Genomic DNA, 592 nt, shown 5'->3' on the forward strand with positions numbered 1-592 from the left:
TGTAAAACAAAATTTTATCAGTAACTCTTGAATATTTTTTTGCATCGCTGTGTGCACTAGTTCTTTTCCAGCTAATTTCATTTTGATGATTCTTCTCTCCAAAAATCATATCACAAATCAATTTCAAATAATGGCTCATGGTGCTATCGCAATGCAAATAAAAACTGCCTGTATCTTTTAATAATTTATGCATGTACCAAATGCGTATGGCCATGGTGGTTAGGTAAGCAACAGCACTATCGCTAATGCTTTTTAAATTATGAAATGTGTTTAATATGGTGTAGAGTTCTTTATCTATATCGGCAATTTCGTTCAGCGTATCTACATAGTTATAATTACTCCATGTATCGGCAAATGCCTGCTTTTGTGCATTGGCATCTTTCATATCCATACTTTCAAACAATACATTGTAATTGCGTTTGCTGTTAAACGGAGGGTCTATATAAATTAAATCTATAAAAGGCTGCGGATACTGTGTTTTCAGTTCTTTCAACACATCTAAGCAGTCGCCAAAATACAAATGGTTCATGGGTATTTGGTTAAGCAATTAAAACCTGTAAAATAATAATAAATGTACAGTGCTATAGCTATA

1 protein-coding gene is annotated in these 592 nt (G+C 32.8%); it reads right to left on the reverse strand.

The features are described from left to right. Window positions 1–529 (reverse strand): DNA methyltransferase (locus E3E36_RS11270; RefSeq protein ID WP_206203620.1); only part of this gene is annotated, 529 nt, incomplete at its 3' end. Between the last annotated feature and the right edge of the window lie 63 nt (window positions 530–592).

Source organism: Thermococcus sp. M36, from assembly GCF_012027355.1.
In the GTDB taxonomy this organism is placed as follows: Archaea; Methanobacteriota_B; Thermococci; order Thermococcales; family Thermococcaceae; genus Thermococcus.